The 1,884-nt window shown below is 58.4% G+C and carries 2 protein-coding genes; one reads left to right on the plus strand and one right to left on the minus strand.

The features are described 5' to 3' along the window. The first annotated feature begins 101 nt into the window (after nt 1–101). Nucleotides 102–761: a nucleotidyltransferase family protein gene (locus QD357_RS31965; protein ID WP_414126027.1), complete on the plus strand. Its 660-nt coding sequence runs from the start codon at nt 102–104 to the stop codon at nt 759–761. Between the two features lie 468 nt (nt 762–1,229). Here the strand turns inward: QD357_RS31965 and QD357_RS31970 are convergent. Beyond that, nucleotides 1,230–1,884 (minus strand): ABC transporter ATP-binding protein (locus QD357_RS31970; protein WP_414126029.1); only part of this gene is annotated, 655 nt, incomplete at its 5' end.

Below are 1,884 nucleotides of genomic sequence, written 5' to 3' on the forward strand. Positions count from 1 at the left end.
CATCAAGGCGCCGATGGGGATTTTTGGTCCGACGTTCGGTTCGACCCCATGGCGCTGCCGTTCMCTGCCGATGTTGCGGCTTCCCGACTCGCGATCTACAGATGACTAAAGGGCGGAAGACGGCGACAAGGAGATTGAGCCAGCGGGAGCAACGGATCTCTGTTGCCATCGTCCTTCTCGCGGCGGGACAATCGAGCCGAATGGGTGACAGTGGCGCTCATAAGCTGCTCGCCGAATTTCAAGGCGTGCCGCTCATTCGCCGCTCGGCGATAATTGCAAGCAATTGTAAGAGCCATTCGGTMATCGTAGTTACCGGATATCGGCATCKCGATATTGCKGGCTCGATCTCCGATCTGCCTGTCACGCTCGTGCACAATCCGGCCTTTCCGTCCGGCATGGCAAGCTCAATCGCCGTCGGTGTCGCCGCTGCCGAGGCCTATCAGCCGAGCGGCATAATGATCATGCTCGCCGACATGCCTGCTCTGACCGGGGCAGATCTTGACTCTATCATATCGKCGTTCCGCGATCACGAAGCTGCGTGCATCATCCGCGCGGTCGCCGGCGGGAAATCGGGCAATCCAGTGGTTTTCCCCAGCACGATTTACCATGAGCTGAAAAGCCTAAACGGTGACAAGGGCGCGAGAGAGCTCATTCGGGGCTCCAGCCTGCCCGTAATMGATGTMGAGATCGGGGAAGGCGCCCTTATCGATGTTGATACGCCACACGCCATCGAAGCGGCAGGCGGTGTTTTGCGCAACTAGATGAAACACCGGCCTCTCCGATCCCCAAGCAAACAGGCCAAAGAGCATCGTACTCACGCTCCGTGTCGCTTGCCGTCTTCAGGTAATGCCGCCGAGAAGCGAGCTCAGAATGCGCCGAGCAAACGTCAGGGCTCTTCCGCGMAGTGCTGCGCGAAGCCAGTTGTCGCTGTGATGGTTCGGAGACCTGAGCGCTCTTTTCATCGCTATCGGCTGCAATCGCTGGCTCCAGCGTCAAGAGACACCATCACCTTTCCCGTATGACGGGCTCTTCCAGTGAACCTCCCTCGGCGTGGCAAGAATATGAACTGCCGAGGTGTGAAAATTGTTTGCCTCGCTAGATTTCCATCCCATGCAAGCAGGGAGGGTCAACAACGTCAGCGCCGGAGTCAACTCAATCGCCGGCCCCACACTAGACCTGCAATGCGCTTTGCCAACTTGCAGTCAGTTACCTCGGCTATGCATTGGCGCTCAAAGCCGTCGCTGCGTCGCCACGGAGAAAAGTGATGCTTTGGCAATATCGAGCTTCAATCCAACCTCCTTCGGCATTGCGCGCGCCGTCGCTACGGCAAGACGCACGCTGAAGCGCTTGCCGAGGCAATCGAACCAGCCAAGGGCATCCGCACCGAGCAATTCGATGAAGGACAGGGTCGCGGGCAGGCTGCCCGGTGCGCCGCGATTAACGACGGTGATATCCTCGCAACGCACGCCTAACATCGTTTCGGCGAGGTCCGGGGCTTTGTCAAATATGTACTCGGAGACGTCGACTTTGGTATTGCCMATTACGAAGCGCGCCTCGCTATCCAGCCGGCCATCCAGGAAGTTCATGGCAGGTGAACCGACGAAGCCGGCCACGAACAGGCTGGCCGGCTTTTCATAAATCGATTGGGGATGCGCGAATTGCTCGACCTGCCCTTTGTACATTACGGCGACACGGTCAGCCATGGTCATGGCCTCAATCTGGTMATGGGTGACGTAGATCATCGTAGATTTCAGAGTTTCGTGAAGCTGCTTAAGTTCGACACGGGTTTCAGCGCGCAGCTTGGCGTCGAGGTTCGACAGTGGTTCATCGAACAGGCAGATGCTGGAGGAGCGCACCAGCGCCCGGCCGATCGCGACGCGCTGG

This window comes from Rhizobium sp. BR 317 (genome assembly GCF_047445835.1).
In the GTDB taxonomy this organism is placed as follows: Bacteria; Pseudomonadota; Alphaproteobacteria; order Rhizobiales; family Rhizobiaceae; genus Rhizobium; species Rhizobium paranaense.